Genomic DNA, 23,744 nt, shown 5'->3' with positions numbered 1-23,744 from the left:
ATGAGTAGAATTGTAGTTTTAGGAGCCGGCGAAAGCGGTGCAGGAGCTGCCGTATTGGCTAAGACGAAAGGATTCGACACGTTTGTATCAGACATGTCAGCCATTAAAGACAAGTACAAAGAGCTGCTGAACAAACATGACATTGCGTGGGAAGAAGGCCGGCATACGGAAGAGTTGATTCTGAATGCCGACGAAGTGGTGAAAAGTCCCGGTATCCCCAACGATGCTCCGCTCATTCTGAAACTGAAAGAAAAAGGCACGCCCATCATCTCGGAAATAGAATTTGCCGGCCGCTACACCAATGCCAAAATGGTGTGCATCACCGGCTCGAATGGAAAGACCACGACCACCTCGCTCATCTACCATATCTTCAAAAGTGCAGGATTGAACGTGGGGTTAGCAGGAAACATAGGCAAGAGCTTAGCTTTACAAGTAGCCACCGAACAGCATGACTATTATGTGATTGAACTCAGTTCTTTCCAACTGGACAATATGTATAACTTCCGTGCCAACATAGCCGTACTGATGAACATCACCCCCGACCATTTGGATCGCTACGACCACTGCATGCAGAAGTATATAGATGCCAAATTCCGTATCACACAAAACCAGACACCTGAGGATGCTTTCGTCTTTTGGAACGACGACCCCATCATCAAGCAGGAGTTGGACAAGCACGGATTGAAAGCTCATCTCTACCCTTTCGCCGCTGTAAAAGAAGATGGAGCCATTGCCTATGCCGAAGACGGAGAGATAGAGATTAACGAACCGATAGCTTTCAACATGGAGCAAGAGAAGCTGGCGCTGAGCGGAAAGCACAATTTATATAATTCGCTGGCCGCCGGTATATCTGCCAATCTTGCCGGCATTAAAAAGGAATATATCCGCAAAGCCTTGTCCGACTTCAAGGGAGTGGAGCATCGTCTGGAGAAAGTGGCTACAGTGCGTGGCGTGCACTTCATCAATGACTCCAAGGCTACAAATGTGAACTCCTGCTGGTACGCCCTGCAAAGCATGAATACAAAAACGGTATTGATTCTCGGCGGAAAGGATAAAGGCAACGACTATACGGAGATAGAAGACCTTGTTCGCGAAAAGTGCTCGGCCCTTGTCTACTTGGGACTGCATAATGAAAAGCTGCACGACTTCTTCGACCGCATGGGCTTACCCGTAGCCGATGTGCAAACCGGAATGAAAGATGCCGTAGATGCGGCTTTCAAGTTGGCAAAGAAAGGTGAAACCGTGCTACTCAGCCCTTGCTGCGCTTCGTTCGACCTTTTCAAGAGTTATGAAGACAGAGGAGACCAATTCAAAGCTTGCGTAAGAGCTTTGTAGCAGACAAATGCCGCATTGCCTCCAATAGAGGAATATAATGTTTGACTTTTTATTATAAACTTTAAAATAGAGAAGTATTGGACTTATTAAGAAGCATATTCAAGGGCGACAAGGTGATTTGGATTATCTTCCTTTTCCTCTGTCTCATCTCCATCATAGAGGTGTTCAGTGCCGCCAGTACACTGACTTACAAGAGCGGCGACCATTGGGGGCCCATCACCCAACACAGCATTCTTCTGATGGTAGGTGCGGTGATTGTGGTATTGGTACACAACATCCCCTACAAATGGTTTCAGGTATTCCCTATACCTCTACTGGCCATTTCTTGCTTGTTACTGGCCATTGTCATGGCGACGGGTTTCTTCACAGGCGACCGCGTGAACGGTGCCGCCCGATGGATGTCCTTCATGGGCATTCAGTTCCAGCCATCGGAAATAGCCAAAATGGCCGTCATCATAGCTACTGCCTCCATCCTTGCTCGTGGGCAAAATGAGGACGGAGCAAATCCAAAAGCCTTCAAACGTATCATGCTGATCACTTGCCTCGTCTGCGGGCTTATCTTGCCCGAAAACTACTCGACAGGGATGTTGCTATTCGGAACCGTATATCTGATGATGTTCATCGGGCGAGTACCTGCCAAAAAACTGATAATACTGGGCGGAGGAATTCTTGCCTTTATAGTCCTGTTCGTAACCTTCCTGCTTGCCACACCGAACGATACACTCGAAAAAATACCGATGGGACACCGCTTCACAACCGTGAAATCCCGTATCGCCGACTTTAGCGGCAAGGAAGAAATACCTGCCGCCAAATTCGACATAGACGGAGACGGACAAGTGGCACATGCCCGTATTGCCGTAGCCACAAGCAACTTAATTGGCAAAGGACCGGGCAACTCCGTACAACGTGACTTTTTAAGTCAGGCATTCTCCGACTTTATCTATGCCATCATCATCGAAGAGCTGGGACTGCTGGGCGGATTCTTTGTCGTATTCCTCTATATCTGCCTGCTAATACGCGTAGGACGCATCGCCAAAAAATGCGACCGGACATTTCCGGCTTTCCTTATCATCGGGATAGGGTTGCTACTCGTCACGCAAGCATTATTCAACATGATGGTTGCCGTAGGACTCGCACCTGTTACCGGACAACCGCTACCTCTCATCAGCAAGGGTGGTACATCCACCTTTATCAATTGCGCCTATATCGGCATGATATTAAGCGTCAGCCGCTATACGGCCAAATTGGAGGAACAGCGTCTGCACGATGCACAAATCCCTATGCTGATAGATACCGGAGATATAGGAAACCAAGCATCTACAACAATCAGTGACGCACAGACGGCAGCCGACCCGACAGCAGAAATGCTGAATAGGGATGCAGAATTCAAATAAATCCGACGGCAAGCAATAACTAAAAAAGACAGTATAAAGAAAGGAACCTAATATGAATCAAAACAGCAACAATAACAACCTTCCACCTCTTTCTGCAGATGAAAAGCAAAAGATCAGGCTCATTATCAGCGGTGGTGGAACCGGAGGACATATTTTTCCTGCAATTTCCATAGCCAATGCAATAAAAGAACTCCGCCCCAGTGCCGAGATTTTATTCGTGGGAGCCGAAGGAAGAATGGAAATGCAGCGAGTTCCTGATGCCGGATACAAGATCATAGGACTCCCCGTTGCAGGCTTCGACCGCAAACGACTGTGGAAAAACTTTGCCGTACTGGTGAAGCTGGTACGCAGCCAATGGAAAGCACGCTGCATCATCAAGGAGTTCCACCCACAAGTTGTTGTAGGCGTAGGTGGTTATGCCAGCGGTCCCACGCTGAAAATGGCAGGAATGATGGGGATTCCCACGTTGATACAGGAACAGAACTCTTATGCCGGCGTCACCAATAAACTGCTCGCCAAGAAAGCCGACAAGATTTGTGTGGCTTATGAAGGCATGGAGAAATTCTTTCCGGCAGAAAAAATCATCATGACCGGAAACCCTGTACGCCAAAGTCTGCTCACGCACCTCACCTCGCACGAAGAAGCCATAGGAAACTTCGGGCTGAATCCGGCAAAGAAAACCATTCTTATATTGGGCGGCAGTTTAGGAGCACGCACCATCAACCAAACACTGACCGCAGAGCTGGAAAGCATCCGTGCCAACTTCGACATACAGTTTATCTGGCAGACAGGGAAGATATATATCAATCAGGTCAGAGAAGCAATCACTGCTGCCACAGGTGAACCCGTGCGCCAGCCTCACATCCCTGCGATCCCCAATCTATATGTAACGGATTTCATCAAGGACATGGCACAAGCCTATGCAGCAGCCGACCTCGTAATTTCACGTGCCGGTGCCGGTTCCATTTCCGAATTCTGTCTTCTACACAAGCCCGTCATTTTGGTACCCTCGCCCAATGTGGCAGAAGATCATCAAACTCAAAATGCTTTGGCTTTGGTGAATAAAGGTGCTGCAATCTTTGTAAAAGATGCAGAAGCCAATGAGAAATTGTTACCTACTGCGTTAGAAACCGTCACCAACGCAGAAAAGCTGAAGAACCTGAGTGAGAACATTGCTGCGCTGGCACTGCCAGACTCAGCTACCATTATTGCAAGAGAAGTATTGAAACTAATTAAGAAATGAATATAGAAACTATCAAATCTGTCTATTTCGTCGGTGCCGGAGGCATCGGCATGAGTGCCTTGATACGCTACTTTCTATCCAAAGGAAAGATGGTGGCGGGATATGACCGCACCCCCAGCGAACTGACCGAACGCCTGATGAAAGAAGGAGCGCAAATACACTATCAAGAAGATATAGACCTTATCCCCGAAGCATGCAAAGACAAGGCCGGCACTTTGGTGGTTTACACTCCCGCCGTTCCGCAAGAGCATGCAGAGCTGAGCTATTTCCGTGAAAACGGGTTCGAAATTCACAAACGCTCCCAAGTATTGGGAATCATCACTCGCAGCAGCAAAGCCCTGTGCGTGGCAGGCACACACGGCAAAACAACTACCAGCACCATGGCCGCCCATTTGCTTCATCAATCCCATATAGGTTGTACGGCATTCCTCGGAGGAATATCAAAGAACTATGGTACCAACCTGTTACTTTCTCCAACCAGTCCTTACACCGTTATCGAGGCAGATGAGTTCGACCGCTCCTTTCATTGGTTGTCACCTTGGGTAAGCGTGATCACTTCCACCGACCCCGACCATTTGGATATATACGGAACCAAAGAAGCTTATCTTGAAAGTTTCCGCCACTATACCACCCTTATCCAACCGGGCGGTGCATTGATTATCCACAAAGGACTGGAACTACAACCCGATGTCCGTCCCGGCGTGACCACTTACACCTATTCGCGCAACGAAGGCGACTTTCGCGCCGAGAATATCCGTATCGGGAACGGCGAAATCTTCATAGACTTCGTGGCACCGGACACCCGCATCAACAACATCCAATTAGGTGTCCCCGTCAGTATCAACATCGAAAACGGCATAGCCGCTATGGCACTTGCCCATCTGAGTGGTACCACAGACGAGGAAATCAGACAAGGCATGAAAAGCTTCAGTGGAGTAGACCGTCGTTTCGACTTCAAATTGAAGACCGATCAGATTGTTTTCCTCAGCGATTATGCCCATCATCCGGCAGAAATAGCGCAAAGCGTGAAGTCCGTTCGCGAACTGTATCAAGACAGGAAGATAACCGCCATTTTCCAGCCTCACCTCTATACCCGCACCCGCGATTTCTATAAAGAGTTTGCCGACAGCCTCTCCTTGCTCGATGAAGTCATCCTGACCGAGATATATCCTGCCCGTGAGTTACCTATTCCCGGAGTAACCAGTCAATTGATTTATGACCATCTGCGGTCGGGCATTGAGAAGTGTATCTGCAAGAAAGAGGATATACTGAAACTGCTTTCCGAGAAAGAAATAGAAGTGCTGATAGTATTGGGAGCCGGCGATTTGGATAATTACGTACCCGAAATCACCCGTCTGCTTGAACAGCGCAGCAAACAGTAAACCGTAAAATGTAATTAGAGATATGATTAAAAGGATTCTGCTTTCTATCGTTCTGCTGCTTGTCATTGCCTACCTGGTAGTGGCAGTCACCACTTTCAACAGGCGACCATCCTCGCGGGTGTGTCGTGAGGTGGAGCTGGTGATAAAGGATACGGCATACGCCGGCTTCATTACGAAAAAGGAAGTAGTGGCCCTATTGGAGAAGAAAGGCATCAGCCCTATAGGAAAGGAGCTGGAACGCATACGTACCAAAACCTTAGAAAAGGAACTTGCCAAACATTCCCTCATCAATCGGGTGGAATGTTACAAAACGCCAAGCGGTAAACTCTGCGTCGAAGTAAGCCAGCGCATCCCCATTCTGCGGATAATAGCCGACAACGGCGAGAACTACTATCTGGACAATGAAGGCACCGTGATGTCCCCCGACGTGAAGTGCGTTGCACACCTTGCTGTAGTGACCGGAAATGTAGAAAAGTCGTTTGCAATGAGGGATTTATATAAGTTTGGTGTATTTTTGCAAAATAATTCATTCTGGGATGCACAAATAGAGCAAATCAATGTGTTGCCCGGCAAGAATATCGAATTAGTGCCACGCGTAGGCGACCATCTTATCTATTTAGGCAAATTGACGGATTTCGAGAAGAAGCTGAAACGCGTCAAGGCATTTTATGAAAAAGGATTGAATCAGGTGGGGTGGAATAAATATTCCCGCATCAACGTAGAATTTGATAACCAAATAATTTGTACGAAAAGGGAATAAAGGATTTTACCATCCGTTCATTTTTCAATCACGATTCAATTGTCGGATGGTATCGTGCAGCAAATAATTAATTGTAAATAGTCTAATAGTAAATAAAAAGATATGGCAACAACAGATTTTATCGCCGCCATCGAGTTGAGTTCTTCCAAGATTTCCGGTATTGCAGGAAAGAAGAACAGTGACGGAAGTCTCCAAGTGTTGGCTTACACACGCGAAGATGCCTCCTCGTTCGTCCATAAGGGGGTCATCTACAACATCGACAAGGCTGCTCAGGCACTGACTTCCATCGTCAATAAGCTGGAAGGACAGCTAAACAACTCCATTGCCAAGGTATATGCAGGCATCGACGGACAGTCTTTGCGCACGGTCAAGAATGCGGTAAGCCGTACGTTGGAGGAAGAAAGCATCATCTCGCAAGAGTTGGTAGACGAAATTTGCGATGAGAACCGCACCATACCTCTGATAGAGATGAGTGTGCTGGATGTAGCCCCTCAAGAGTATAAGATAGACAATACACTACAAGTAGAGCCGGTGGGTGCTACGGGACAATACATCACCGGACAATTCCTCAATATCGTGTCGCGTGCATCGCTGAAGAAGAATCTGGAGCACAGCTTCGAGCAAGCTAAGATAGAAATAGCCGACGACTTACTTGTGCCCCCCATAGCATTATCCAAAGTGATGCTGACCGAAAGTGAAATGCGTTCGGGATGTGCGCTGGTGGATTTTGGTGCCGATACCACCACCATTTCTGTCTTCAAGAACAACATTCTGCGCTACCTCAGTGTACTGCCATTGGGTGGAAACACCATCACACGAGACATTGCCTCGCTGCAAATGGAAGAAGAGGATGCCGAGAAACTGAAAATACAATACGGAAACGCACTCTACGAAGAGGAAGAAGAAAGCGAAACAACCGTTGCATGTACGCTTGAAGACGGACGCACATTCGAGTTGAGCTTGCTGAACAACATCATCGGAGCACGTGCCGAAGAGATTCTTGCCAACGTATGGAACCTGCTGCAACTTTCGGGCTATGAGGATAAACTCTTCTCCGGTGTTGTATTCACCGGTGGAGGCTCTAACCTGAAGAATCTGGAAAAGGCCTTCCGCAGGATAAGCAAGATGGAGAAGGTGAGAATCGCCCCATTCATATGTAACGCCGTGCACGGCCGTGTCGAAGGACTAAAGAAAGATGGCATGCAGAATACGCTGCTCGGTCTGCTGGCCGCCGGAAACGAGAACTGCTGCTTGCAGGAAGTAAAGCCTGCGCAGACCTCCGATCCCGGAAGCGCTTTTTCCCAACAGACTGACATGTTCGATAATGACGAAACATTGAAAGAACAGGAAGCTGCCGCACGTGCCGCCAAAGCACAGCGCGACAAGGAAGAGAAAGAACGCAAGGAGCGTGAACGCAAAGAAAAAGAAGAGCGTGAGAAAGCAGAGAAGAAGAGAAGGCCCGGTTGGATTGAGAAGGGCATTAGCAGATTTTCCAATGTAATCTTCTCGGACGACGACATGAACTAAAAAAGTAATCATCAAATTGCCAATTGTCAGTCATCAATTGTCAATTATCAATTTATAAAAGATATGGATAATATAGTACAATTCGATTTCCCCACCGATTCCCCGAAAATCATCAAAGTAATCGGTGTGGGTGGCGGTGGTGGCAACGCCGTGAACCACATGTATCGGGAAGGCATACATGATGTGGCTTTCGTGGTGTGCAACACCGACCGCAAAGCTCTTGAAGAGTCACCCGTACCGGTGAAACTGCAATTGGGGCACGAAGGCTTGGGAGCCGGCAACCTTCCCATCAAAGCCAAAGAAGCTACCGAAGAGAGCATCAGCGACGTGCAGAATATGCTGAACGATGGCACCAAGATGGTATTCATCACTGCCGGAATGGGTGGAGGAACCGGAACCGGAGCCGCACCGACCATAGCCAAGATAGCCAAGGACATGGACATACTGACGGTGGGCATTGTCACCATCCCGTTTCGTTGGGAAGGCGATAAGAAGATAGACCAAGCGTTGGACGGCGTAGAGGAAATCAGCAAACACGTGGATGCGTTGCTCGTCATCAACAACGAGAAATTAGGCGAGATATATCCCGACCTCTCCGTGAAGACAGCCTTTGCCAAAGCCAACGACACCTTGCTGGTGGCCGCCAAGAGCATTGCCGAAATTATCACTATGAGAGGTATCATAAACCTCGACTTCAACGATGTACGCACGGTGATGAAAGATGGCGGCGTAGCCATCATGAGTACCGGCTACGGCGAAGGCGACAGCCGCGTAAGCATGGCCATCCGCAACGCCCAACACTCGCCGTTGCTGAACAACAACGACATCTTCAACTCCAAGAAAGTGCTGCTCAACATCTCGTACAGCAGTGAGCACGAACTGATGATGAGCGAAATGGACGAGATAAAGGAATTCATGAACCGCTTCAACCGCGACTTCGAGACAAAGTTCGGCATGGTGGAAGACGACAAGTTGGAGCAGAGCGTAAAGATTACCCTGCTCGCCACCGGGTTTGGTATTCAGGACATCCACATGAAGGAGATGGACGACCGCATCAACCAGCGCACCGCCGAAGAACAGCAGCGCCTTGCCGAATTGGAAGAAGAGGAAGAACAGAAGCGAAGCCGCCGCGAAGTGTACTACGGCAAAGACGTCAATGCACGGTCGCAGCGTAACCGCCGTCGCCACATCTACCTCTTCAATCCCGAAGACCTGGATAATGCCGACATCATCGGCATGGTAGAGAACTCGCCCACTTACTTGCGTGACAAGAGTACGCTAAATGCCATCAAGCAGAAAGCCGAGAGCAACGCCGAAGAAGCACTTGCTGCCGAGGCTGCCCGCGAGGCGGAAGCTAACGAAGGGGGAATTATCCGGTTTAGCATATAATGCCCAACCATGTGCCGGGCCTGATACAATCTTGCCGGACACACAAACCATTCTTTAAATAGTAAATAGTCAAAATAGCAAATAACAAGATGGATTTATTTGAAAAAGTCAGCGAAGACATAAAAACCGCCATGAAGGCTAAAGATAAAATAGCCCTCGACACCTTGAGAAATGTAAAGAAAGTATTCCTCGAAGCAAAAACAGCCCCCGGCGCCAACGATACCTTGAGCGACGCAGACGCTTTGAAGATTATCCAAAAACTGACCAAGCAAGGCAAGGATGCCGCCGAGATCTATGTACAGCAAGGCCGGCAGGACCTGGCAGATGCCGAACTGGCCCAAGTGAAAGTGATGGAAGCCTATCTGCCCAAACAGTTGTCTCCCGAAGAGTTGGAAGCAGCCTTGAAAGAGATTATCAGTGAAGTAGGCGCCACCGGCGGTAAAGACATGGGCAAGGTGATGGGCGTAGCCAGTAAAAAATTAGCCGGACTTGCCGAAGGACGCGCCATCTCTGCCAAAGTGAAAGAACTGCTGGGATAAAAACAGCTCCACCCGAATCATACTGCTTGTTTATAGAAGCGTGCTTCAACCCTATTGCTTTCTCTCTATCGGATAGAAGAGAGACGGCAGCGGGTTAAAGCACGCTTTTTCTATCCCCGGACGCTACCAACAGACTATCCGGGCGGCATAGACAGGATGGGGGCAGAAATGCTTGTATCTGCCTTTAAAAAAGAAGATGATTTCATGAAACATAGGGAAGAAAGCCCGCAATGTAACAATCGTTTACCTTACTGAAAACCTCTTCGAGGAAAAAAGAAAAAGCAAAAGCACCCTTGCCAGAGCACCCTCTGACGAGGGGGTACATAAGTATACGACTGATGTACCATCAGTATACGACTGAGGCACCATCAGTATAGGACTGATGTACCATCAATATACGTCCTATCCGTCCCATCTTTTTTTTCTCGGCCCTCAAAAAAGAAAATTTGGCAAGATTTTTCAAAAGGAAAGCCGAAATGTCCGTTCATAGGCGGACAACCGTTCGAAAACGAACAGTCAAGCAAACCATAATCACGCTGATTTACAGACAATTACCTGTTTGGCACAGCTATTGACCATTATCTTGCGAAGACGCAGGAGCAAAAGAGAGGACAGGCATGCAACTTTCCAACCGGCTGCAGCGTCTAAAAGTAAAACAAGGAAAGTAATAACCCTAAAAAATAAAAGAGTATGAAAACAACAGTTTTATTCAAGGCAATGGTATTCGCAGCAATGATTATGGCAACTGCTATGAATATGAAAGTGAAAGCACAAGAAGAGAATTTCATCACCAACGAAGAAGTAAAGAACGGACTGGTGACGGCCAAAACCATCTTCAAGCAAGAGGGAAGCTACCTCAGCAAACAGTTCCGCTATGAATTTACGTACGATGAACAGAATCGTCTCACCGGCAAACAAGCCAGCAAATGGAACAGCATAAAGGAACAATGGATGCCCTATTATAAGATAACCTACACTTACGGCACCGAAAAAATCATCATGGATTATGCGCGCTGGAATGAAAAACACCGCGCCTACGACAAAGATGTACAAAGAAGCCAATACGAGCTGAACGAAGAAAACATGCCGGTGGCACAGAAAATCTACCGGCAAAACGCAGCAACCCATGATTGGACACTGGTCAGCTTCAACAAAAAAGACCGCCTGGCCAACGGATGGGTATAAGAGTAATGAAGTCAGTCGAACAATTCTTTCAACACTTCGATTGACTTCAGCACCGGGAAATCAGGAAGATGCAACCGATAATACTCGTTCATGATGATCAGGCAACGCATGCGTTCCTCGCGGCTCATGGCAAAAAGATGCATCGTCTCATAATTCATCCGCATCAACCGTGTCAGCCGGGCGGCTTCTGCCGGAACGATATAATTAGAATGGACCTGCGGCCGCAAAGAGGTGAAGCAGGCATTCCGCAAATCGAAATAGTCGCCCGGACGATAATCTTCCAAATTGGGATAGAGCCCCAGGAAACGGGAAAGGCGCATCAGGAAAACCAGATGAAAATTGGCAAACCCTGTTCGGCATTCATCCAACCAAATAACAGAATGCTGCAAATAGGCAAACAATGGGCGGTTCTCAGCCTCCTCACGAACTGCACGATAAAGAAATTCTGACAGAAACATGGCTATGGCCGACTTATAGGGGTTATAAGGCAAGGAAGAGAACGGATAATGCGACTTCGCCTCCCTCACTTTATATATGGTGGAGGTAGGACGAAGTTCAACCTCCAAATCAACCAACGCCAACGGCTGGAAAAGCACCGACTTCACCATCGCCTTGCGCGAACGGGGAACAGACACCAGGAACGAAGCCCTGCCAAACGCCTCTGTATAGACATCGACTATGAGTGAAGTATCTTTGTATTTCAGGGTGTGCAGCACAATCCCCAACGTTTTCTGTAACATTCCGTCCGCTCTTGTTTGGTTTCAATCGGATAACAAAGCTACGAAAAAAGCCCGAGAAACAAAGAGCGAATAAAAAAGAATAAGAAAAACAGCAAAGGACAAAAAAATAAAGCATTAATACCTTATTGATTATCAGCCCATAAAATAAGAAAAAACGAAGATAAAGCAACTAAGCCAAATTATTTTTTAGCAAGAACATTTTGCCAATTCAAAAATAGTTTCTACCTTTGCATCCGCAAACGAGAGAAAAGGTGTTTGCACAAGCGGAAACGCTCGACAAAGGATGGCCCGTTCGTCTATCGGTTAGGACGCAAGATTTTCATTCTTGAAAGGGGGGTTCGATTCCCCCACGGGCTACAAATAAAAATAAACGAATTAAAAAGATTAGTCGAGATGGCAAATCACAAATCATCACTGAAAAGAATCAGACAAGAAAGAGCAAGAAGACTTCACAACAGATATTATGGCAAGACCATGAGAAATGCTGTTCGTAAACTTCGCAACACCACGGACAAGGCCGAAGCAATCGCCATGTATCCCGGTGTTACAAAAATGTTGGATAAATTGGCAAAGACCCACATCATCCACAAAAACAAAGCGAACAACTTGAAGTCCAAATTGGCAATCTACATCAACAAGTTGTCATAATCTGATTTGTCGTGCACAGAATACAAGAGGCTGAGCTTTTTTAGTTCGGCCTTTCTTATTTGTACCCGGTTCACCTTCCCCACTCCCCCCCTATTATCACCACTTCCTGTACTAAAAAGCTGTAAACTAATCGAATTTATCCACGCAACAAACGTCATATCTCAATAAAATTCAGTATATTTGCTCTGTTATTACAATAAGAAAAAATATTATGACTGAAGAAGAAAAGATAATTGGCGAGAACAATTATTCCGCAAGCAATATTCAGGTTCTGGAAGGATTGGAAGCTGTGCGGAAACGTCCCGCCATGTATATCGGAGACATCAGCGAGAATGGTTTGCACCATCTGGTGTACGAAGTGGTGGACAACTCCATCGACGAAGCCATGGCCGGCTATTGCGACCACATCGAAGTTACCATCAATGAAGACAACTCCATCACCGTACAGGACAACGGTCGCGGTATTCCGGTAGACTGGCACGAAAAGGAACAGAAATCCGCTTTGGAAGTCGTTATGACCGTGTTGCACGCAGGCGGTAAATTCGACAAAGGGTCTTATAAAGTATCCGGCGGTCTGCACGGCGTGGGTGTATCTTGCGTAAACGCACTTTCCACACACATGACCACTCAGATATTCCGTGGCGGGAAAATCTACCAGCAGGAATACGAATGCGGAAAGCCTCTTTATGCCGTCAAAGAAGTTGGTGTTTGCGACACGAACCTGTCGGGAACCAAACAAACCTTTTGGCCGGACGGCAGCATCTTCACCGTCACCGAATATAAATATTCCACCCTCCAAGCACGCCTGCGCGAATTGGCCTACCTGAACAAAGGCATCTACATCACACTGACCGACCTTCGCCAGAAAGACGAGGAAGGCAATCCGATAAACGAAACATTCCACAGCGAGGAGGGCGTCAAAGAATTTGTACGCTACCTCAACAGCAACAACACTCCGCTCTTCGACGACGTCATCTATCTGAACACCGAAAAGGCAGGCATTCCCATCGAATGCGCCATCATGTACAATACCGGCTATCGCGAGAACCTGCACTCTTATGTCAATAACATTAACACAAGAGAAGGAGGTACGCACGAAGGAGGTTTCCGCGCCGCACTGACCCGCGTACTGAAGAAATATGCCGACGACAACTGCGCCAAAGCTTTGGAAAAAGCCAAAGTGGAGATTTCCGGCGAGGACTTCCGCGAAGGGCTGATTGCCGTCATCTCCGTAAAGGTTGCCGAACCGCAGTTTGAAGGACAGACCAAGACCAAGTTGGGCAACAGCGAAGTGAGCGGCGCCGTGAACCAAGCCGTGGGTGAAGCGCTGACTTACTATTTGGAAGAGCATCCCAAAGAAGCCAAAGTAGTGGTAGATAAGGTGCTGCTTGCCGCAACCGCACGTGTTGCCGCACGCAAAGCCCGCGAGTCCGTACAACGCAAATCCCCGATGTCGGGCGGCGGCATGCCGGGCAAGCTGGCCGACTGCTCCAGCAAAGACCCTGAAGAATGCGAATTATTCCTCGTCGAGGGTGACTCCGCAGGCGGTTCGGCCAAGCAAGGGCGCAATCGTGCGTTCCAAGCCATCCTGCCGTTGCGCGGTAAAATCCTGAATGTGGAAAAAGCCATGTGGCACAAGGCATTCGAAAGCGACGAGGTAAACAACATCATTCAGGCATTAGGCATCCGCTTCGGCGTGAACGGAGAAGACAGCAAGGAAGCCAACATAGACAAGTTGCGCTATAAGAAAGTGATTATCATGACCGATGCCGATGTCGATGGCTCTCACATCGACACGCTGATTATGACACTCTTCTTCCGCTACTTCCCGCAAGTCATCCAGCAAGGCATCCTCTATATCGCCACCCCACCGCTTTACCTCTGCACCAAAGGCAAGGTGAAGGAATATTGCTGGACAGACCAGCAGCGTCAGAGGTTTATCGACACTTATGGCGGAGGCTCGGAGAATGCCGTTCATACACAACGCTACAAAGGTTTGGGTGAGATGAATCCGGAACAGTTGTGGGAAACCACCATGAATCCGGAAAACCGCATGCTGAAGCAAGTGCATCTTGAGAATGCCGCCGAAGCCGACTACATCTTCTCCATGCTGATGGGCGAAGACGTGGGACCACGCCGCGAATTTATCGAAAAGAATGCAACGTATGCAAACATCGATGCATAACCTCGGTGACGAAAGTCGCCAAACCATACATCTTTATTAACTAACTTCGCATCTTACAACGAAGAAGCTCCGGACGGGCAGGAATTTCCTGCTGACCGGAGCTTTTCTTATTAACGTGAGTTCGATATAAGAAATTTCTCTAATATGTTATCTATAAGGCACTTAGAGATTTATAAACCCTAAAATAAAGAAATAATCTTGTAATTCGAGTATTTATTACCACTTAAAAGGGTTATAGTGAGCTATTTTATCTAATCAAGTCCATTTTAAGAAGAATTGATAATAACTTAATGTACTTATAATCAATAAGAAACGGAATATTTTCATTTAATTCTTATATCGAACTCACGTTCTTATTACAGCGCATCTTGTTTGTTTATAGAGCCGGAGGATTACAGCATCTTCTGCTGCCTCATCTCATCTGCCACCAATTCCAATTCGGCATACCAATCCTCGCCGAATTTGCGAATCAACGGCGCTTTCAGAAACTTATATACCGGGAGGCTCTCCCTCTGTCCAAGCAATACGGCAGCTTTGCACACATCCCAACGATGGTAGTTCACAGCCTTGTAAGGTCCGTAATTACCTACTCTGATAGGATATAAATGACAGGAGACCGGTTTATAAAAATCGGTTTTCCCTTCCCGGTATGCCTTCTCGATGACACAATAGCAACAACCTTTCTCGTCATAGCAGGTAAAGACGCAATCTTTGCCGTTGACGATGGAAGTCACCAAATCTCCTTCTTCATCCGTATATACCACACCTTGCTTCTCTATTACGGCACGAGCTTCGGGAGCCAGCTCATCCCAAATCACCGGCAAGGCTTCTTCCAGTTTCCCCACCTCTTCCGGCTCCACCGGTGCTCCGGCATCTCCTTCTATGCAACATGCTCCCTTACAGGCGTCCAAGTTGCAAAGAAACTTCTCGCGCAGCACATCAAGGCTGACCACTACATCATCTATCTGAACCATTTCTCTATCGCACATTATAAAATGAGGTCGCAAAGATAACACTTCCATCTGACTGAAACCGGTCTTATCATCAAAAAACAAAGGTAAAGAACCTGCTTTTTTAATATATTATTTATCTTTGCCCCCGGTATCTAACTGATATCCATTCGAAATCAACTGAACTATTAAAGTAAAAAAGACATGAAAAAGAAAATTATGTTAGTGCTATTTGCACTGGTAGTTTCCATGAGCGGTTTTGCACAAGTATCATGGAACGTAAAAGGAGGTCTGAACATGAGCACCTATGTAGGCGACAACACAGACGATGCCAAGTTCAAACCGGGCGTACGCATCGGCGTGGGTATGGAGTATGCTTTGAGTGAGATTATGTCATTGCAACCCTCTTTATACCTTAGCTCAAAAGGAGCAAAGTTTTCCGGTTCCGCCAATTTCCTCGAAGAAAATATCAAAGGCGACATCACCTTCAATCAAACCTATCTGGAATTGCCTGTCAACCTACAATTCCGCTTCAATGCTGCGGGGAACACCAACATCGTTGTGGCCGGCGGTCCTTACTTTGCTTACGGCATAGGCGGAAAGACGACCGCTACAGTTACTGCCGGTGACAACTCAATAAAGAAGAAAGCCGATACATTCGGTAAAGATGGGGTTGACTTGAATCGTTTCGATGCCGGTATCAACATTGAAGCCGGTCTTGAATTCGGTGCCATCCTCGTTGGCATCAACACCCAATTGGGAGTTTGCAGACTTGGAGAGAGTGGATCGCCCAGAAATGCCAACATCGGTGTTACCGTAGGATATAAATTCTGATAACAGACTCTCAAAAACAAAAAGACCGTAACCTCTTTGAAGATTACGGTCTTTTTTTCTATTTATAGATTCTAAGAAACGCTCTTACTTTATCAAGTCCTTTCCTGTCATCTCCTCAGGCTGTTTCATGCCCAAGATGTGCAGGATAGAGGGAGCTACGTCGGCAAGTACGCCGTTCTCCACCTTCGCACTCTTGTTTTCAGTGACGTAGACAAAGGGAACGGGATTGAGAGAGTGAGCCGTATTCGGCGTTCCGTCTTCGTTCAGCGCATGGTCGGCATTGCCGTGGTCGGCAATGATGATTACCTCGTAGTCGTTTGCTTTGGCAGCCTCCACTGTATCTTTCACGCATGCATCGATGGCTTTCACCGCCTTCTCGATGGCTTCATAAACACCGGTATGTCCCACCATGTCGCCGTTGGCAAAGTTCACGACGATGAAGTCGAACTTCCGGGTACGGATGGCTTCCACCAATTTGTCTTTTACTTCGTAGGCACTCATTTCCGGCTTCAAGTCGTAGGTAGCCACTTTCGGTGAAGGAACCAGAATGCGCTCCTCACCGTCGTACGGAGTTTCGCGGCCTCCGTTGAAGAAGAACGTGACATGAGCATATTTCTCGGTCTCGGCCATGTGGAGCTGCGTCTTGCCGTTGGCCGAAAGATATTCGCCCAACGTGTTCTGAACGTTTTCCTTATCGAAAAGGATGTGCACGCCCTTGAAGCTTGCGTCATACGGCGTCATGCAATAGTACTGCAAACCCGGCACGGTGCTCATGCCCTGTTCCGGCATATCCTGCTGGGTCAGAACGATGGTCAGCTCTTTGGCGCGGTCGTTGCGGTAGTTGAAGAAGATAACCACATCGCCTTCCTTGATGGTACCGTCGAAGTTACCGTTCACAATCGGCTTGATGAACTCGTCCGTAACGCCCTCGTCGTACGACTCCTGCATGGCCTGCACCATGTCCGCCGCCACCTTGCCTTCACCGTTTACCAACAAATCATAGGCAACCTTGACGCGCTCCCAACGCTTGTCACGGTCCATTGCATAGAAACGCCCCACGATGGAGGCAATCTTGCCGGCCGACTTTTGGCAATGCGCCGTCAGTTGCTCGATGAAGCCCTTACCGCTCTTGGGGTCGGTATCACGGCCGTCCATGAAGCAGTGGATGAACGTATTCTCAACGCCATATTCCTTAGAAATATCGCAGAGTTTGAACAAATGGTCGAAAGAGCTGTGTACACCGCCGGTAGAAGTCAACCCCATGAAGTGAATGTTCTTTCCCTTCTCTTTTGCATAAGAAAAAGCCGAAACGATTTCCTTGTTTTTCAGGATGCTTCCATCGGCACAGGCACGGTTTATCTTCACCAAATCCTGATATACGATACGTCCGGCACCGATATTGAGATGGCCTACCTCGGAATTGCCCATCTGTCCGTCGGGCAAACCCACATTCTCGCCGCTTGCCTGAAGTTGCGAGTGCGGGTAATCGGCCAGCAGACTGTCCCAATAGGGAGTAGGCGTATTGAAAATCACATCGTCTTTGCCTTGATCGCCGATGCCCCAGCCATCAAGAATCATTAAAAGGGCTTTCTTGCTCATAATATCAATCGAATTTTAATTGTACAATCCTTTTACATCATAAAAACAAACTTTGCGCAAAGATGTTCTTTTTGCGGATACAAAGGTACAAAAAACAGGAGTTAAAATCTATGATTTCAAAAGAATTATATACTTTTGCCACGTGTTTATACCACCCGTAAACCAATGAATAAACTCATAAACAGCCATTCGTCATGAAAACACGCTTCCTGCTCCCATTGCTCTGCTTCGTTTCTGCAAGCCTGCTTGCCCAAGTACAACCCGACACTGTTTCCATCGGGACAAAAGCCGACGGTACAGAGTTGCGCGCCATCGCCTACTCATTGCCGCAACGAGCCGAGACTTTCTCCATGAGCGAAGAGGGAGATTACCTCTGCGTCAGCTTCCGCGAAACGACCAAGAGCGGGAAGTATCTGCAAAACAAAGGAGAAATAGGTTTCTACGATTTAAACCGGAAAGAGCTGTTGTGGAAAAGTCCCATCAACTACCTTTCCACCGCCACCAGATGCCTCTCGCAGGGTGTGCTTATCAACCGCAACGGCAAGGTGTGGCTGCTGAACAAGGAAGACGGAACGAAACGATGGGAAACCAAACTGCACCCCATCTACATAGACGATTCGCTGGGGCTGATGCTGGGCTACCAATCGGCCACCTCGAACAAGCTGTGCGCCATCGACCTGAATTCGGGCAACGAGCTGTGGCAGACAAAGATGCCCCACCAATACGGTTGGAGCCGGATAGAGGAGTTGGCCGACGGACGGCGGCTCATCGTGGCAGACGAACTGCACCGGCTGAATTTCCGGACAGGCGAGATGGAGACATTCCCCGGAAGCCCCGGCGCCTACGACACGAAAGCCGCCATATTGCAAGGATTGGCAGCAGTGGCTATGGGAACGATGGGTGCGGCAGTGAGTGGAGGAAACATGTACTACGCCTACGTTCCCGTAGCGAACAACACCATCACCTCGCTCTCATCGAACATCCTGCAACACGAAGGCCGGTATTATTGGGCCGACCGTGAGCAGATAGCCTGCATCGACTCGACAATGAACCTTGTCTGGAAGCGGGAGTTTCCGGACGTGAAAGCCGGGCGTTCCATCCTCTTCGTACAAGACGACAAGCTGTACATGCTAAGCTACGGGTACGGATTGCGTGCAAATGGCAGCCGAAAGAAGTACGGACGTCCTTTCATTGCCTGCTACGACCTGCAAGAGGGCACGGAACATTTCTTCAACAAGCTCAGTATGAAGAAAGACATCGTAGAAGATGCGCTGCACACCAAGGATGCGCTTTACATGCTTTTCGACGATGGCCTGGCCTATCAGGAGCTGACCGACTCCGTCGTGAACATCACCCCTTGGGATACCGACCGGAACGGACACCTCTACGCCATGCGACCCGATACCCTTTATGCCGCCAACAACGACTGCACCGCTTTCACACCCCTGTATTTCGACGGGCAATACTGCCCGGTATATAACGATAAGGGAACCTTTTACGAAATAGACAAGGAGTTGAACATCGGCCGCACTTACCACTTGTCAGAAGTGTACCCCATCCGCATCCGTCTTCGCGACTACCTCTGTATAGGACTCAACGGCAATTACCACTTCATTCACCGGATAGGCATGCCCGTAGCCCGGATGCCGCTTTCGCTCCGCAAAGGCGAAGCAATCGGCAACAAGCTGTTGATGCTGACCCAAGAAAACCGCCTGCTTTTCCTCGACATGAACGAGGCCGTCCGGTAACCGGCCGGTGATAGGGAGCGGCAGTGACAGACAGCCGCCCCAAGCACGACGCATATCCGGAGAAAAGAAGCATTAAAAAAGGCCGGAATCCAAGACCGGAATTGTTTTGAAAAATATTACCAAATCAAATCTTTCGGAGAAGCGATGAAAAAGGAGAGGCAAAATCAGTCCTATATCGAGGCTACCTAAGTCGTATACTTAGGGGGTCTAAGTCGTATACTTAGATACCCCCCCTGTCAGAAGGTGTTCTGGCAGGGGTATTCCGGTCTTCGTTTTCTTTATCGGATACAAGCTTCAAGGCGGTAAATAATAATTACGCATAAGCATCCCTGCAAGCGATTCATGCAATTTCCTCTTGAAGGGCAGACGGAAAGAAAGCTTATTATCCCCGCCCCGTATTAAAGCAACCGCTTTCCTGCCCGAAAACCGCCTTGATTCTGTTTTCAGCCTTCCTGCCGGGCAACGACAGGGCTTCTCCCCGAAAAAGCCGTTTTGCAGGTCGACAGCACAAAAAACAGCGACTAAAGCGTACATTTTGAAATGATTTATGTATTTTTGTCACGCTTAAAAAATCTAAAAGAAGAGAATATGGACGATTCAAACCCACGAACGTGCAACAATATTAACCATTAAAACAAACGGAGACGTTGCCCGCAATGCCTCTGTTCCAAACCGAAAGGAGGCAAACAATGAGAAAGTATCTGTACAGCGAAAACGGCTTTGTGGAAAAAGCCGAGTGGCAACCCAACTGCTGGGTAAACGTGGAATGCCCCGACGATGACGATTTCCGGTTTCTCACCGAAGAACTGAAAGTTCCCGAATCTTTTCTGGAAGACATTGCCGACGTGGACGAACGCCCGCGCACGGAGAAAGAAGACAACTGGCTGCTGACCATCCTGCGCATTCCCATGCAGAGCAACCAGCGCGGCGTGCCGTTCATCACCGTTCCCATCGGCATCATCACCAACAACGACATCATTGTTTCCGTATGCTACCACCACACGGAACTGATACCGGACTTCATCCAACATACCCGACGCAAAGGCATCGTCGTGAACAACAAGCTCGAACTGATTCTGCGCATCATCTACTCTTCGGCCGTATGGTTCCTGAAATACCTGAAGCAGATAAACAACGACGTGACCGCCGCCGAGAAAGAACTGGAAAAGAGCATCCGCAACGAAGACCTCCTGCAACTGATGAAGCTGCAAAAGACGCTGGTATACTTCAACACCTCCATCCGCGGCAACGAAGTGATGATAGGCCGGCTGAGAAACATCTTCCAGGGAACCGGCTATCTGGATATGGAACTGCTGGAAGACGTTATCATCGAGCTGAAACAGGCCTACAATACCGTGAACATATACAGCGACATCCTTACGGGAACCATGGATGCTTTTGCCTCCATCATCTCCAACAACGTAAACTCCATCATGAAACGCATGACAAGCCTCTCCATCACCCTGATGATACCCACCCTGATTGCCAGCTTCTACGGCATGAACGTGGACATACATATAGAGGAGTTTCCCCATGCCTTCGTGTTCATCGTCCTGTTGTCGGCCCTGCTGTCGACAGTGACGTTCGTATGGTTCAGGAAAATCAAGTGGTTTTAGCCTGTCTCCGAAAGGGGATATCTTCTTAAAGAAAGTCGAGCGACAGTTGTCCGTCGCCCAGCAGATTGAACGTCATGCGGTGATAAGGAGTTGCGCCGTGGGCTGCAATGGCGGCACGGTGCTTCTTGGTGGGATAGCCCTTGTTGCCGTCCCAACCATATAGGGGATACTCTTTGTGCAGCCCGTTCATATAGTCGTCGCGATACGTCTTGGCCAGTACGGAAGCGGCGGCGATGGAGAGATACTTCCCGTCGCCTTTCACCACGGTGGTATGCGGCAAATCGCGGTACTTCCTGAAGCGGTTTCCGTCGATAAGCAGATGTTGCGGACGCACGGAAAGGCGGTCCAAGGCACGGTGCATGGCCAGAAACGAAGCGTTGAGGATGTTTATCTTGTCTATCTCTTCGGGAGAGACAATGCCCACCGCCCATGCCAAGGCTTCCCGTTCGATGACTTCGCGCAGTGCATGACGCTGCTTCTCGGTCAGTTGCTTGGAATCATTCAGCAGCTCGTTCCTGAAATCCTTGGGCAGAACAACGGCGGCGGCATAAACCGCACCGGCCAGACAGCCGCGACCGGCCTCGTCGCAACCCGCCTCCACCAAGTCTTCATGCAAATAAGGTAATAGCATAGTTCGTATATCGTTATCTTTGAGAGGCAAAGATAAAATAATTACTGCGTAGTTACCCTCTATTTTATGTTTTTCATCTCGCCGAGACTATTCTCTTTTTTCAGTGGAAAAATGTCATCTTTCAAACTGTAGCCCATCGTATATTTTTCAATATACTTCACTCGTCCTCCATCTGGATGTTCATTGGTCAATTGGAGTTTACAGCCTTTTCGCAATGCTATGTCGAGATTCTCAATTGCTTCCATGGAGATATTCAAATCTGCCGGAAATGCAAAATTTGCACACTTCAATATTCCATTCAAATCGAAATCAAGCCACATAAGGAAAGTGTCGTCATTGATGTGTTCCAAAACATCCTTTTTCAAATATGGTTTAAGATAGATATATAACGCTTGTTTTAAATAGCGACTGATTTCATGCTTATTGTCAATTCTGTAAAAAAATTGCCACTCTATTTCATTCTTTATACCCTCAAAAGGATCATGGACATTAGAAGTAATCACTACTCTATGATCTCCTGATTCATCCGAACCATAATAATTCACAATATATCTGTAAGTTTTCCCTATATACAATTCTGTTTTTGATGGGATATTATAGATATTCGATTTAGCAGAGTCTGTCTGTGCATAAACGTGTATGCTTAATAATAAGATGAATAATAAAAAGAAGTGTTTTTTGCATTTTGTTTTCATAACCATATTATTTAGATTAAATACAATTCTGGGATAAAGATAGAGCTTTTATTATCGCATTACTATTATAATGGGAAGGAAAATTCTTATGCATGTATGCACGACTGCATGTTTTGAAAACCTCTGCCCACTTGGAGAAGTCTTCGTTAGGAATGGATGTGGGAACTTTCTTTCTGTTTTTTGTAATATATTTCAGCCAATCTCTATATTCTTTGGATACTGCTCCATTCGCTCCATTATCTATCCATGGACTTCTTCTATAATCTCCATTATCCCCATATTGGATGTAATACATTATATCAGTGAACAAAGTTCTTTCATACTCCATCATTCCATCGGATTCTATTCCCCAATTTGAATGTTTTTGCTGAAATAAGTGGAACATTTCATGAAATAAAGATTCACCATCTATGGTAGAAGCGTTCCTAAAAGTGAGACTAGCATTCGAAAAGTTATATCCAGCATTTCCTAATAACGAAGGATCAATACTAACACTAGTGAACCTATATCCATTATTAATTAAGTAGTTATAAATGGCACTACTACTACAAACTTCCAACATTTCATCAAAAGCTCTATCAAGAGATTGAAGTGCAGCCCCATTAAGATTCTTATTTTTGAAAATCAATTTATTAAACTTAGCGGGTAAAGCAGGTATGTCTCCCCACTTTCCTCCTCCATTATATATTCCAGAATCATTATTATCTTCCATACCACCACTTTTTCCTCCATCTTCTTCAATAGTACAACGTAACCATGTATCGGAAGTTAATTTATATTTGAGACAATTAATTGGACATACACTTACACACTCTCCACAGCAGTTGCATAAAAATGTGTCTACAAATGTATTTTTATATTCCTCGTTGACAAAAGCCAATTTAATAGCTTTTCTAAGACATATATCACTACAAGCTCCACATCCTATACAATCAAAGAAGATTCCCATATTTTTATTTGATTTAAACTACGCGTATTCGCATTTGCAACAATAAAATTCTTTTTAAAAGTATCTGCTTGCATAATACAAGGCAATGAGAATTCCTTATCCAGAATAAGTTCCGGGTAAAATCTTTTTACTCTAATAAGAATTCTCAGGACAGTCGGCTCCGGAAACTGAACATAACTTATAATATCTTCAGGAACATCTGTCTCTATTTTGAATGTATGAAAGTTTATTTGCTTGATATCAATTATCCTATTCTCGAATTTATAAAAATCAAAATTACATTTCATAATGGCAAATGTTGTAATAAATAGTATATAGTCTGCCTTATTCTTTCTGAGAATTTCTTCATCATTCACAAAGTCAATTTTATCAGCAATTACTATGGAGCGTTATTG

At 47.0% G+C, this 23,744-nt stretch carries 21 protein-coding genes and 1 tRNA gene; 15 read left to right on the top strand and 7 right to left on the bottom strand.

All coding sequences use genetic code 11. From position 1 onward, the window contains the following. The 9 genes from murD to EV202_RS01280 all read left to right on the top strand — a co-directional run bounded on the left by murD (position 1) and on the right by EV202_RS01280 (position 10,754). Complete coding sequence (gene murD / locus EV202_RS01320) at positions 1-1,335, top strand: UDP-N-acetylmuramoyl-L-alanine--D-glutamate ligase (RefSeq protein WP_125238407.1); 1,335 nt, start codon at positions 1-3, stop codon at positions 1,333-1,335. Positions 1,336-1,412: 77 nt separating this feature from the next. Then, complete coding sequence (locus EV202_RS01315) at positions 1,413-2,729, top strand: FtsW/RodA/SpoVE family cell cycle protein (RefSeq protein ID WP_106069784.1); 1,317 nt, start codon at positions 1,413-1,415, stop codon at positions 2,727-2,729. Positions 2,730-2,781: 52 nt separating this feature from the next. Then, positions 2,782-3,972 carry an undecaprenyldiphospho-muramoylpentapeptide beta-N-acetylglucosaminyltransferase gene (murG, locus tag EV202_RS01310; RefSeq protein ID WP_131751714.1) on the top strand — a complete coding sequence of 397 codons (1,191 nt, stop codon included), beginning with the start codon at positions 2,782-2,784 and terminating at the stop codon, positions 3,970-3,972. Beyond that, entirely contained in the window at positions 3,969-5,354 is a 1,386-nt protein-coding gene (gene murC / locus EV202_RS01305; RefSeq protein ID WP_125238409.1) for a UDP-N-acetylmuramate--L-alanine ligase, read from the top strand. The genes murG and murC overlap by 4 nt, the downstream gene beginning before the upstream one ends. A gap of 22 nt (positions 5,355-5,376) precedes the next feature. Next, positions 5,377-6,114 (top strand): cell division protein FtsQ/DivIB, encoded by a 738-nt coding sequence (locus EV202_RS01300; RefSeq protein ID WP_131924868.1) that lies wholly within the window; start codon positions 5,377-5,379, stop codon positions 6,112-6,114. Between the two features lie 102 nt (positions 6,115-6,216). Next, positions 6,217-7,641 (top strand): cell division protein FtsA, encoded by a 1,425-nt coding sequence (gene ftsA / locus EV202_RS01295; RefSeq protein WP_131924865.1) that lies wholly within the window; start codon positions 6,217-6,219, stop codon positions 7,639-7,641. Positions 7,642-7,704: 63 nt separating this feature from the next. Then, positions 7,705-9,030 carry a cell division protein FtsZ gene (gene ftsZ / locus EV202_RS01290; protein ID WP_106069779.1) on the top strand — a complete coding sequence of 442 codons (1,326 nt, stop codon included), beginning with the start codon at positions 7,705-7,707 and terminating at the stop codon, positions 9,028-9,030. Between the two features lie 89 nt (positions 9,031-9,119). Beyond that, positions 9,120-9,569 (top strand): GatB/YqeY domain-containing protein, encoded by a 450-nt coding sequence (locus EV202_RS01285; protein ID WP_106069778.1) that lies wholly within the window; start codon positions 9,120-9,122, stop codon positions 9,567-9,569. Between the two features lie 690 nt (positions 9,570-10,259). Next, a complete protein-coding gene (locus EV202_RS01280) occupies positions 10,260-10,754 on the top strand; it encodes a DUF3836 domain-containing protein (RefSeq protein ID WP_106069777.1) in 495 nt (164 codons plus the stop codon). A gap of 11 nt (positions 10,755-10,765) precedes the next feature. Here EV202_RS01280 and recO read toward each other — a convergent pair whose 3' ends face one another. Beyond that, positions 10,766-11,494 carry a DNA repair protein RecO gene (gene recO, locus EV202_RS01275; protein ID WP_106069776.1) on the bottom strand — a complete coding sequence of 243 codons (729 nt, stop codon included), beginning with the start codon at positions 11,492-11,494 and terminating at the stop codon, positions 10,766-10,768. 285 nt (positions 11,495-11,779) lie between these two features. Between recO and EV202_RS01270 the strand changes: the two genes are divergently transcribed. From EV202_RS01270 to gyrB, 3 genes are all read left to right on the top strand, one after another. Continuing rightward, positions 11,780-11,851, top strand: a tRNA-Glu gene (locus tag EV202_RS01270). 36 nt (positions 11,852-11,887) lie between these two features. Further along, positions 11,888-12,142: a 30S ribosomal protein S20 gene (gene rpsT, locus EV202_RS01265; protein WP_125238414.1), complete on the top strand. Its 255-nt coding sequence runs from the start codon at positions 11,888-11,890 to the stop codon at positions 12,140-12,142. A gap of 211 nt (positions 12,143-12,353) precedes the next feature. Next, the gene (gene gyrB / locus EV202_RS01260; protein WP_106069774.1) at positions 12,354-14,327 is read left to right on the top strand and encodes a DNA topoisomerase (ATP-hydrolyzing) subunit B; all 1,974 of its coding nucleotides are present in this window, start codon (positions 12,354-12,356) and stop codon (positions 14,325-14,327) included. Positions 14,328-14,719: 392 nt separating this feature from the next. Here gyrB and EV202_RS01255 read toward each other — a convergent pair whose 3' ends face one another. Then, on the bottom strand, positions 14,720-15,301 hold the full coding sequence (locus EV202_RS01255) for a DUF3109 family protein (RefSeq protein WP_131924862.1): 582 nt from the start codon (positions 15,299-15,301) through the stop codon (positions 14,720-14,722). A gap of 180 nt (positions 15,302-15,481) precedes the next feature. Between EV202_RS01255 and EV202_RS01250 the strand changes: the two genes are divergently transcribed. Then, positions 15,482-16,111: a porin family protein gene (locus tag EV202_RS01250; RefSeq protein WP_106069772.1), complete on the top strand. Its 630-nt coding sequence runs from the start codon at positions 15,482-15,484 to the stop codon at positions 16,109-16,111. A gap of 84 nt (positions 16,112-16,195) precedes the next feature. On the opposite strand, the gene gpmI is transcribed toward EV202_RS01250, so the two are convergent. Next, positions 16,196-17,710: a 2,3-bisphosphoglycerate-independent phosphoglycerate mutase gene (gene gpmI, locus EV202_RS01245; RefSeq protein WP_131924860.1), complete on the bottom strand. Its 1,515-nt coding sequence runs from the start codon at positions 17,708-17,710 to the stop codon at positions 16,196-16,198. Between the two features lie 194 nt (positions 17,711-17,904). On the opposite strand from gpmI, the gene EV202_RS01240 reads away from it, so the two are divergent. Then, the gene (locus EV202_RS01240; RefSeq protein ID WP_131924857.1) at positions 17,905-19,458 is read left to right on the top strand and encodes an outer membrane protein assembly factor BamB family protein; all 1,554 of its coding nucleotides are present in this window, start codon (positions 17,905-17,907) and stop codon (positions 19,456-19,458) included. A 689-nt stretch (positions 19,459-20,147) separates the two neighbouring features. Further along, the gene (locus EV202_RS01235; protein ID WP_131924854.1) at positions 20,148-21,074 is read left to right on the top strand and encodes a magnesium transporter CorA family protein; all 927 of its coding nucleotides are present in this window, start codon (positions 20,148-20,150) and stop codon (positions 21,072-21,074) included. Positions 21,075-21,099: 25 nt separating this feature from the next. On the opposite strand, the gene EV202_RS01230 is transcribed toward EV202_RS01235, so the two are convergent. From EV202_RS01230 to EV202_RS01215, 4 genes are read right to left on the bottom strand one after another with little or no spacing between them, the layout of a single operon-like run. Continuing rightward, positions 21,100-21,705: a ribonuclease HII gene (locus tag EV202_RS01230; RefSeq protein ID WP_131924851.1), complete on the bottom strand. Its 606-nt coding sequence runs from the start codon at positions 21,703-21,705 to the stop codon at positions 21,100-21,102. Between the two features lie 59 nt (positions 21,706-21,764). After that, the gene (locus tag EV202_RS01225) at positions 21,765-22,400 is read right to left on the bottom strand and encodes a hypothetical protein (RefSeq protein ID WP_129588753.1); all 636 of its coding nucleotides are present in this window, start codon (positions 22,398-22,400) and stop codon (positions 21,765-21,767) included. Positions 22,401-22,416: 16 nt separating this feature from the next. Then, complete coding sequence (locus EV202_RS01220; protein ID WP_131924850.1) at positions 22,417-23,349, bottom strand: 4Fe-4S dicluster domain-containing protein; 933 nt, start codon at positions 23,347-23,349, stop codon at positions 22,417-22,419. Beyond that, positions 23,325-23,705 carry a hypothetical protein gene (locus EV202_RS01215; protein WP_131924847.1) on the bottom strand — a complete coding sequence of 127 codons (381 nt, stop codon included), beginning with the start codon at positions 23,703-23,705 and terminating at the stop codon, positions 23,325-23,327. The genes EV202_RS01220 and EV202_RS01215 overlap by 25 nt, the downstream gene beginning before the upstream one ends. Between the last annotated feature and the right edge of the window lie 39 nt (positions 23,706-23,744).

Origin of the sequence: Prevotella heparinolytica (assembly GCF_004342845.1) — a bacterium.
GTDB lineage: Bacteria > Bacteroidota > Bacteroidia > Bacteroidales > Bacteroidaceae > Bacteroides > Bacteroides heparinolyticus.
This window is presented reverse-complemented; position numbering and strand designations above follow the sequence as displayed.

Coding starts and splice junctions, on each gene's coding strand:
- EV202_RS01255 (WP_131924862.1), bottom strand. CDS start 15,301: ATGGTTCAGATAGATGATGTAGTGGTCAGCCTTGATGTGCTGCGCGAG.
- murD (WP_125238407.1), top strand. CDS start 1: ATGAGTAGAATTGTAGTTTTAGGAGCCGGCGAAAGCGGTGCAGGAGCT.
- gpmI (WP_131924860.1), bottom strand. CDS start 17,710: ATGAGCAAGAAAGCCCTTTTAATGATTCTTGATGGCTGGGGCATCGGC.
- EV202_RS01220 (WP_131924850.1), bottom strand. CDS start 23,349: ATGGGAATCTTCTTTGATTGTATAGGATGTGGAGCTTGTAGTGATATA.
- ftsZ (WP_106069779.1), top strand. CDS start 7,705: ATGGATAATATAGTACAATTCGATTTCCCCACCGATTCCCCGAAAATC.
- EV202_RS01285 (WP_106069778.1), top strand. CDS start 9,120: ATGGATTTATTTGAAAAAGTCAGCGAAGACATAAAAACCGCCATGAAG.
- murG (WP_131751714.1), top strand. CDS start 2,782: ATGAATCAAAACAGCAACAATAACAACCTTCCACCTCTTTCTGCAGAT.
- ftsA (WP_131924865.1), top strand. CDS start 6,217: ATGGCAACAACAGATTTTATCGCCGCCATCGAGTTGAGTTCTTCCAAG.
- EV202_RS01280 (WP_106069777.1), top strand. CDS start 10,260: ATGAAAACAACAGTTTTATTCAAGGCAATGGTATTCGCAGCAATGATT.
- EV202_RS01225 (WP_129588753.1), bottom strand. CDS start 22,400: ATGAAAACAAAATGCAAAAAACACTTCTTTTTATTATTCATCTTATTA.
- recO (WP_106069776.1), bottom strand. CDS start 11,494: ATGTTACAGAAAACGTTGGGGATTGTGCTGCACACCCTGAAATACAAA.
- EV202_RS01250 (WP_106069772.1), top strand. CDS start 15,482: ATGAAAAAGAAAATTATGTTAGTGCTATTTGCACTGGTAGTTTCCATG.
- EV202_RS01230 (WP_131924851.1), bottom strand. CDS start 21,705: ATGCTATTACCTTATTTGCATGAAGACTTGGTGGAGGCGGGTTGCGAC.
- rpsT (WP_125238414.1), top strand. CDS start 11,888: ATGGCAAATCACAAATCATCACTGAAAAGAATCAGACAAGAAAGAGCA.
- EV202_RS01235 (WP_131924854.1), top strand. CDS start 20,148: ATGAGAAAGTATCTGTACAGCGAAAACGGCTTTGTGGAAAAAGCCGAG.
- murC (WP_125238409.1), top strand. CDS start 3,969: ATGAATATAGAAACTATCAAATCTGTCTATTTCGTCGGTGCCGGAGGC.
- EV202_RS01240 (WP_131924857.1), top strand. CDS start 17,905: ATGAAAACACGCTTCCTGCTCCCATTGCTCTGCTTCGTTTCTGCAAGC.
- EV202_RS01300 (WP_131924868.1), top strand. CDS start 5,377: ATGATTAAAAGGATTCTGCTTTCTATCGTTCTGCTGCTTGTCATTGCC.
- gyrB (WP_106069774.1), top strand. CDS start 12,354: ATGACTGAAGAAGAAAAGATAATTGGCGAGAACAATTATTCCGCAAGC.